This is a genomic window from Micromonospora sp. URMC 106 (assembly GCF_051386395.1).
Lineage (GTDB): Bacteria > Actinomycetota > Actinomycetes > Mycobacteriales > Micromonosporaceae > Micromonospora.
In genome coordinates, this window is sequence record NZ_JBPQTP010000175.1 from 1 (window position 1) to 8,315 (window position 8,315).

Below are 8,315 nucleotides of genomic sequence, written 5' to 3' on the forward strand. Positions count from 1 at the left end.
GCGGGGCGGGCGGGGTGGTGCTCTGCTAGAAACGACTCCTGGGTTTCGTCAGCGCCCCCGTCACCTCTTGACGACGCGAAGGGCGACCCATGACCAAAGCCTCCACCGAGCCGCGCTCCCGCTGGTCCGCCTGGGCGGTGCACGGCGACGGCCGGTCCATCCGGCCCGGCGACGTGGTCCACCCCGGCGAACGGCTCTCCTGGCCGCGCACTCTCGGCATCGGCGTGCAGCACGTCGTGGCGATGTTCGGCGCCACCTTCACGGTGCCGCTGATCACCGGTTTCCCGCCGGCGACCACGCTCTTCTTCTCCGGGCTCGGCACGCTGCTGTTCCTGCTGATCACCGGCAACCGGCTGCCCTCGTACCTCGGCTCGTCCTTCGCCTTCATCGCGCCGGTACTGGCGGCGAAGGCCGGCGGGGACATCGGGCCCGCGCTCGGCGGCATCGTCGTGGCCGGCGTCGCGCTCGCCGCCGTCGGGCTCGTCGTGCAGCTCGCCGGGTCGCGCTGGATCGACGCGCTGATGCCGCCGGTGGTGACCGGGGCGATCGTCGCGCTCATCGGCCTGAACCTCGCGCCGGTCGCCTGGGACGGCGGCGGCAGCGGCACCGGGGTGAAGGCCCAGCCGCTGATCGCCGTGGTGACCCTGGCCGCCATCCTGCTCGCCACGGTCGCCTTCCGGGGCTTCCTGGCCCGGCTGTCCATCCTGCTCGGTGTGGTGGTCGGCTGGCTGCTCGCCGCCGTCCTCGGTGACCTGGACCCGAAGGCGGTCGACGGGCTGCGGGACGCCGCCTGGCTCGGCCTGCCCGAGTTCCACGCGCCGAGCTTCAGCCTGCGCGCGGTGGTGCTGGTGATCCCGGTGATCCTGGTGCTGGTCGCCGAGAACGCCGGACACGTCAAGGCGGTCGCCGCGATGACCGGCCGCAACCTGGACCGGGACATGGGCCGGGCGTTCCTGGGCGACGGCCTGGCCACCGTGCTCGCCGGCTCCGGCGGCGGCTCCGGCACCACCACGTACGCGGAGAACATCGGCGTGATGGCCGCGACCCGGGTCTACTCCACCGCCGCGTACTGGGTGGCTGGGGTGGCAGCGGTGCTGCTCGGGCTCAGCCCGAAGTTCGGCGCGCTGATCCTCACCGTGCCGGCCGGCGTGCTCGGCGGCGCCACCACCGCGCTCTACGGCCTGATCGCCATCCTCGGCGCCCGGATCTGGATCGAGAACCGGGTCGACTTCCACGACCCGGTGAACCTGATGACGGCGGCGGTCGCGCTGATCGTCGGCGCGGCCAACTACACCCTGACCGCCGGCGACCTGTCCTTCAACGGCATCGCCCTGGGCACCGCCGCCGCTCTGGTCATCTACCACGGCATGCGCCTGGTGGCCCGCCTGCGCGGCACCACCCCCGAGACCCGTCAGGCCCCCGAGCCCGAACTCTGACCCATTCACCCGGCCGACGTTGGTCATGGGGTTGGCGGCGCGCGATGCCCGGCGACCGGCAACCCCGTGGTCGACGAAGTGGCCCGGAGAGCAGGGATGAGGGCCGGCTGCGCGAGCAGCCGGCCCTTTTGCCGAGGACGGGTCAGTCGCGCTCGACCTGGTGGCCGACGACGGTCGGGCCGAGCATGACGGCGAAGCCGGAGCCGTCGCGACGTGGGTCGGCCGCCGGCAGCTCCACCGGCTCACCGGTGGCGGTGGCGCCCACCGGCCGCGGCCCGACCCAGGCCACGACCACGTCGGTCTCACCCTTGAGGAAGCGGTGGGCACGCACCCCGCCGGTCGCCCGCCCCTTCGCCGGGTACGCCTTGAACGGCGTCACCTTCACGGTGGCGCCCGTGGAGGTGACCACCATCGGCTCGCCGTGCGCCGGGTCGTCGGTGCGGACCGCGCCGAAGAACACCACCCGCGCGCCCGCCGGCAGGTTGATGCCCGCCATGCCACCGCCCTTGAGGCCCTGCGGGCGCACCAGCCCGGCGGGGAAGCGCAGCAGCGACGCCTCCGAGGTGACGAAGGTGAGCGTCTCGGCGCCGTCGGTGAGCCAGGTGGCCCCCACCACCTCGTCGCCCTCGCGCAGGCCGATCACCTCGAACTCGTCGGAGCGGACGGGCCACTCCGGCGCGCAGACCTTGACCACGCCCTGCCGGGTGCCCAGGGCCAGCCCGGGCGAGCCCTCGGCCATCGACCCGAGCGGCGCCAACCCGACGACGGTCTCGCCCGGCTCCAGCGGCACCAGCTCGGCGGCGGCCATCCCGCCGCGCAGCGACACCGTCCCGGCCTGCTCCGGCAGCACCGGCAACGGCAGCACGTCGACCTTGAACGCGCGGCCGGCGCTGGTCACCAGCAGCACCCGGCCCCGGGCGGTGGAGTGCACGACGGCGCGTACGGCGTCGTGCTTGACCCGGCCGTGCCGTCGGCGCCCCTCGGACGCCTCCTCCGACTCCGCCGCGGTCCGGGCCACCAGCCCGGTCGCGGAGAGGATCACCTGGCACGGGTCGTCGGCGACCTCCAGCGGGCCGGCCGGCGCGGAGGCCGCCAGCACCTCCTTCAGGTCGCCGTCGACCAGGGTGGTACGCCGCGGCGCGCCGAACTGCTTCACCACGGCCGACAGCTCGTCGGAGACGACCTTCTTGAGCACCTTGTCGTCGTCGAGAATCTTGGACAGCTCGGCGATCTCCCCGCGCAGCTTCTCCTGCTCGGCCTCCAGCTCGATCCGGTCGTACTTGGTCAGCCGGCGCAGCGGGGTGTCCAGGATGTAGGTGGCCTGGATCTCGGAGAGCTTGAACTTCTGCATCAGGCCGTCCTTGGCGGCCTGGGCGTCCTCGCTGGCCCGGATCAGCTTGACGACCTTGTCGATGTCGAGCAGGGCGATCAGCAGGCCGTCGACCAGGTGCAGCCGCTCCTCGCGCTTGCGGCGGCGGTAGGAGCTGCGCCGGGTCACCACCTCGTAGCGGTGGGCCAGGAAGACCTCCAGCAGCGCCTTCAGCCCGAGGGTCTGCGGCTGCCCGTCGACCAGCACCAGGTTGTTGACGCCGAACGACTGCTCCAGCGGGGTGAGCCGGTAGAGGTCGGCGAGCAGGGCCTGCGGGTTGACCCCGACCTTGCACTCGATGACCAGGCGGGTGCCGCTCTCCCGGTCGGTGAGGTCCTTGACGTCGGCGATGCCGGTGAGCCGCTTGGTCTTGTTGACCTCGTTGGTGATGGCGGCGATGACCTTCTCCGCGCCGACGCCGTAGGGCAGCTCGACGACGGTGATCGCCTGCCGGCCCCGGCTGCCCTCCACCGGGCCGATCTCGACCTTTCCCCGCATCCGCACCACGCCGCGCCCGGTCTCGTAGGCCCGGCGCACCTCGTCGAGGCCGAGCAGCAGGCCGCCGGTGGGCAGGTCGGGGCCGGGGACGAACTCCATCAGCTTGTCGAGCGTGGCGTCCGGGTGGTTGATCAGCCAGCGGGCGGCCTGGACCACCTCGCCGAGGTTGTGCGGGATCATGTTGGTCGCCATCCCGACCGCGATCCCGGACGCGCCGTTGACCAGCAGGTTGGGGAAGGCCGCCGGCAGCACGGTGGGCTGGGTGAGCGAGCCGTCGTAGTTGGGCTCGACGTCGACGGTGTCCTCGCCCAACTCCCCGACGAGCAGCATCGCCTCGCGGGACATCCGGGCCTCGGTGTAGCGCGCCGCCGCCGGCCCGTCGTCCGGGCTGCCGAAGTTGCCGTGCCCGTCGATGAGGGGCGCGTTCAACGAGAAGTCCTGGGCCAGCCGGACCATCGCGTCGTAGATCGCCGTGTCGCCGTGCGGATGGTACTTACCCATCACGTCCCCGACGATGCGGGCCGACTTCACGTGCCCGCGGTCGGGGCGGTGCCCCTGCTCGTACATCGACCAGAGGATGCGCCGGTGCACCGGCTTGAGGCCGTCGCGGGCGTCGGGCAGGGCCCGGGAGTGGATGACCGAGAAGGCGTACTCCAGGTAGGAGTCGGAGACCTCGGTGACCAGCGGGTTGTCGAAGACCCGCGCGCCGGCCTGGTCGAAGGCGGAGAAGTCCACCTTGGCGCGGTCGTCCTTGCGGCGTGCCATCGTTCAGCTCTCTTCCGGGCGGGTGGTGGCGGGCCTGGTCATGCGTCGATCGCCTCGCGGTCGACCCGGTCTGCGGAGTCGATCAGCCAGTTGCGGCGCGGCTCCACCTTCTCGCCCATCAGCAGTTCGAGGATCCGCTCGGCGGCGTCGACGTCGTCGAGGGTGATCCGGCGGACCGCCCGGGTGGCCGGGTTCATCGTGGTCTCCCACAGCTCGTCGGCGTCCATCTCGCCGAGGCCCTTGAACCGCGGGATCGGGGTGACGATCTGCTTGCCGGCCTTCTCCAGCTTGCGGACCGTCGCCTCCATCTCGGCCTGGGTGTAGGTGTAGATCGTCTGCGGGTTACGCCCCCTGGTGGTGATCTTGTGCAGGGGCGGCATCGCGGCGTAGAGCCGGCCGGCCTCGATCAGCGGTCGCATGTAGCGGGCGAAGAGCGTGATCAGCAGGGTGCGGATGTGGGCGCCGTCCACGTCGGCGTCCGCCATGATCAACACTCGGCCGTAGCGCATGGCCGACAGGTCGAAGGTGCGACCGGAGCCGGCCCCGAGCACCTGCACGATCGCCGCGCACTCGGCGTTGTCCAGCACCTGCTGGAGGTTGGCCTTCTGGACGTTGAGGATCTTGCCCCGAATCGGAAGAAGCGCCTGATATTCGGCAGAGCGGGCAAGCCGGCCTGTGCCGAGGGCGCTGTCACCCTCCACGATGAACAACTCGCTACGCTCGATGCCCGCCGCGCGGCAGTCGACCAGCTTGGCCGGCATCGACGCGCCCTCCAGTGCGGTCTTGCGCCGGGCGGCGTCCTTCTGCTGCTTCTGGGTCAGCCGCACCCGGGCCGCGTCGACGATCTTCTGCAGGACCGTGCGCGCCTCGGCCTTGGTCCGCCGGTCCTCCAGCCAGGACTTCAGGTGCTGCTCGACCAGCGACTGGATGACCTTGGTGATGCCGGCGGTGGAGAGCTCGTCCTTGGTCTGCGAGGTGAACTGCGGCTCCGGGATCCGGACGTGCACGACCGCGGTCATGCCCTCCAGCACGTCGTCCAGGGTGGGCGGGTCCTCCTTGGCCTTGAGCAGGCCGCGGGTGTTGCGGACGGCGTCGGCGAGGGTGCGGGCCAGAGCCCGCTCGAAGCCCTTTCGGTGCGTGCCGCCGTGCGCGTTGCGGATGGTGTTGGTGAAGCACTCGACGGTGCGTTCGTAGCCCGTGCCCCAGCGGAAGGCCACCTCGACCTCGGCCCGACGCTGCACGTTGGACTGCATGACCCCGTTGGCGTCGGCGGCGTTCTCCCGGTAGGTGCCCTCGCCGGTGACCAGCAGCATGCCGGAGACGGGCCGGTCGCCGGCCGGGGCGAGGAACTCCACCATGTCGGTCAGCCCGTTGGGGTAGTGGAACTTCTCCTCGGTCGGCTCCTCGCCGGTGTGGTCGCGCAGCGTGTAGCTCACGCCGGGGACCAGGAACGCCGTGTTGCGCAGCTTCATCCGCACGGCGTCGGCGTCCAGCGCGGCACCGGTCTCGAAGTAGCGCGCGTCGTGCCACCAGCGGATCGAGGTGCCGGTGCGCTGGCCGCGCTTCATCGCGCCGACGATCTGGAGCCCGGGGCCCGGGGTGAAGGCCGCCTCGGGGCCGTCGCCGTCGAAGATCCCCGGCACGCCGTGCCGGAACGACATCGCGTGGATCTTGCCGCCCCGGCGGACGGTGACGTCGAACCGGCGGGACAGGGCGTTGACCGCCGAGGCGCCCACGCCGTGCAGGCCGCCGGAGGTCTTGTAGCCGGAGCCGCCGAACTTGCCGCCGGCGTGCAGCCGGGTCAGCACCAGCTCGACGCCGGAGATGCCCGACTTGGCGTGCACGTCGGTGGGGATGCCCCGCCCGTCGTCGTCGACCTGGACCGAGCCGTCGGCGTGCAGCGTCACCTCGACCTTCGTGGCGTGGCCGGCGACGCCCTCGTCGGTCGAGTTGTCGAGGATCTCGTTGACGAGGTGACCCACGCCACGGCTGTCGGTGGAGCCGATGTACATGCCGGGCCGCTTGCGGACGGCGTCCAGCCCCTCGAGGTGCGTGAGGTCGTCGGCCCCGTACAGGGTCTCAGGCTCTGCGGTCAACTGGTCGTACTCCCAGGTCTCGGCGGTGTGGTGCCGCGTCCGACATCGTCGGTCCGCCGGTGCGCCGGAGCGAGCCTAACCGGGAGATGCGACAGGACGACGGCGCCCCGCAGCGAGGCCCGCACCACGTCGCGGTGCGGGCCCCTGCGGCGGTGTCGCGAGGTCTGTCCGGATCCGGCGTCTGTCGGCGCCGTGACCGGTTCGCGGGTCAGCCGGCCGCGGGCGGGTCCACCTGGACAACAACGGAGCCGTCTCCGACGTTCCCGACGCTGTCGACGGCCGCGACGTAGCGGGTGTTCGTGCCGTACGCCGGGGTGGTCAGGGTCAGCGACACCTGAGCACAAGCGCGACATAGGCCCTCACGACCGCCCCGCCGCCACCGGATGGTCGACGCTCCGTCAGGGATGGGCCGAGACGGCCGTGCCGACCCCCCGTCGGACGTTTCCTCCATCGAAAGTTTTCGCGACAGTCCATTGACGTCCATCGTGCGCCGGTGATGTGATCGCGGCCTCGGAGGATCTTTCACGTTTCGATGGACAGATGGAGGACGTCATGTCCAGGTTCCGTCGTACCGCTCTCGCGGCGGCGCTCGCCGTCGCCACCACCGCCCTGTCGACCGCCGTCGGGCTGCCCGCCCCGGCCGCGGCCGCGCCACCCACCGCCGCGGTGGCGCTCGGCGACAGCTTCATCAGCGGCGAGGGCGCCGGGGCGTACACGCCGGTCGTCGACATCACCGGGGCGGCGCAGGGCTTCCCGGGCTGGACCGCACCCAACAGCAACGCGTTCTTCTGCCACCGCTCGGCGAACGCCTCGCTGCACCGGGCGAACCTGCCGGGCATCCAGGACCGGTTCAACCTCGCGTGCTCCGGCGGCCAGCCGCACGACATCGCCACCGCCTCCGCGGCCCGGAGCAGCGGCCGGCAGGTCGCCGCCCAGCTCGACCAGCTCCGCGCGGTCGGCCGGACCCACGACATCGACCTGGTGCTGCTCGGCCTCGGCTCGAACAACAGCTCGTTCACCTTCGGCGACGTCGCCGAGAAGTGCGCCAACCGCTTCATCGCCGACGCCTGGACCGGCTGGTGGGAGTTCTGGGCGTACCTGGGCGGGCCGGTGGAGCAGAAACCCTGCACCGACGCCGACCTGGCCACCGCCGCCCAGTGGAGTGCCGCGACCGCGGAGACGACGGCGGCCGTACGCCAGCTGCTCACCACGCTGCGCGAGATAGATGCCGACGGCCAGCACCGGATCGTCTTCCAGGACTACACCAACCCGCTGCCGTTCGACCTCGAAGCGACGTTCCACAGCGAGGACAGTCGGGACGACACGCGGGACAAGTTCCGGGCGCTGGGCGCCGAGCGGTACGCGGCCGGCTGCCCGATCCACCGGGCCAGCCTGCTGCCGGGGCACCGCTTCTCGCAGGGCCTGGGCACCCTGGTCAAGTCCGCCCGGGACAGCATGGCCGCCGAGTTCCCCGGCGCGGACCTGGTCTACCTCAACGTGCAGCGGGCCTTCGACGGCGCCCGGCTCTGCGAGTCGGCGGCCAGCCCGGCCGGGGCGCTGGCCACCCCGATCCGGCTGCAGGACAGCCCGCCGAACGGCACCTTCGTCACCAGCCTCGAGGGCAAGGACAAGATCGCCATCCAGCGGATCGCGAACACCTGCGTGTCCTACTTCCAGACCTGCCAGGAGTCCTGGCACCCGAACGCCGCCGGCCACCAGGTGCTCGGGCAGTGCCTGAGCGGGGCCGCCGCCACCAGCGCCCGCGCGGTCTCCTGCGTCCGCGCCGGCGACGGCTCGATCACCGTCGCCTGACCCGGACGGCGCCACCGGGACCCCGTGCCGCCCGGCGCGGGGTCCCGCCGCGTCCGACGTCGGGTCGGCCGCGGACGGCGTAGGACCGGCCGCGGACGGCGTAGGGCCGGCCGCGGACGGCGTAGGGCCGACCGCGAACGGCGTAGGGCCAACCGTGGATCTCGTCGGGCCGGCCGCGGACGCCGACGCCGAGCACGGGCGGGCGGTGAGGTCCGGGAGCGCCCCGAAGCGAGCCTTCTCCTCAGACCGGCCCCGTGCTGCTCGCCCTCGGCGAAGGCCACCCCGCCGGAGCGACCCCGGATCGTGACCAGCACGCCGATCCGCTGCAACCACGTAGCG

The 8,315-nt window shown here is 72.2% G+C and carries 5 protein-coding genes; 2 read left to right on the top strand and 3 right to left on the bottom strand.

Features of this window, described 5'->3' with window-relative positions:
• Window positions 1-89: 89 nt before the first annotated feature.
• Window positions 90-1,436, top strand: a complete 1,347-nt coding sequence (locus ACSNOB_RS30725; RefSeq protein ID WP_436690808.1) for a uracil-xanthine permease family protein — start codon at window positions 90-92, stop codon at window positions 1,434-1,436.
• 142 nt (window positions 1,437-1,578) lie between these two features.
• On the opposite strand, the gene ACSNOB_RS30730 is transcribed toward ACSNOB_RS30725, so the two are convergent.
• From ACSNOB_RS30730 to ACSNOB_RS30740, 3 genes are all read right to left on the bottom strand, one after another.
• Entirely contained in the window at window positions 1,579-4,068 is a 2,490-nt protein-coding gene (locus tag ACSNOB_RS30730) for a DNA gyrase/topoisomerase IV subunit A (RefSeq protein ID WP_436690810.1), read from the bottom strand.
• 38 nt (window positions 4,069-4,106) lie between these two features.
• A complete protein-coding gene (locus tag ACSNOB_RS30735) occupies window positions 4,107-6,164 on the bottom strand; it encodes a DNA gyrase/topoisomerase IV subunit B (protein ID WP_436690812.1) in 2,058 nt (685 codons plus the stop codon).
• 208 nt (window positions 6,165-6,372) lie between these two features.
• Window positions 6,373-6,498 carry a hypothetical protein gene (locus tag ACSNOB_RS30740; protein ID WP_436690814.1) on the bottom strand — a complete coding sequence of 42 codons (126 nt, stop codon included), beginning with the start codon at window positions 6,496-6,498 and terminating at the stop codon, window positions 6,373-6,375.
• 218 nt (window positions 6,499-6,716) lie between these two features.
• On the opposite strand from ACSNOB_RS30740, the gene ACSNOB_RS30745 reads away from it, so the two are divergent.
• Window positions 6,717-7,976, top strand: a complete 1,260-nt coding sequence (locus tag ACSNOB_RS30745; RefSeq protein ID WP_436690816.1) for a hypothetical protein — start codon at window positions 6,717-6,719, stop codon at window positions 7,974-7,976.
• Window positions 7,977-8,315: the final 339 nt, after the last annotated feature.